Origin of the sequence: Paenibacillus farraposensis (genome assembly GCF_020736845.1) — a bacterium.
In the GTDB taxonomy this organism is placed as follows: Bacteria; Bacillota; Bacilli; order Paenibacillales; family Paenibacillaceae; genus Paenibacillus; species Paenibacillus farraposensis.
In genome coordinates this window covers 100,262-100,491 of record NZ_JAFFQR010000087.1, presented here as the reverse complement: position 1 = coordinate 100,491, position 230 = coordinate 100,262, and the positions used below count along the sequence as shown (strand labels likewise).

Sequence of the window (230 nt, the reverse complement as noted above, 5' to 3'; positions counted from 1 at the left end):
CAGAGCCGCGAAGATGCTCTTTCGCTTGTTCATGATCTCCCTTTGCATCGCAGGCATTAGCACACATCAGCTCAGCATAGGCTATGTATACAAAAAGAGGTCTGCTAAGTTTCTTTTCCGGTTTCATTTCTCTCTTAGCATTATGAGCTAAATCATACTGAATTTTTCCTAATTGATACATTTGGCGTGAAAATTTATAAACCTTGTCCCACGAACTCAATGATCTATAC

Annotated in this window: 1 pseudogene; it reads right to left on the bottom strand. The window is 39.6% G+C overall.

Features of this window, described 5'->3' with window-relative positions:
• Nucleotides 1-230 (bottom strand): annotated as a pseudogene (locus JO375_RS14740) (transcriptional regulator); the annotation flags it as partial.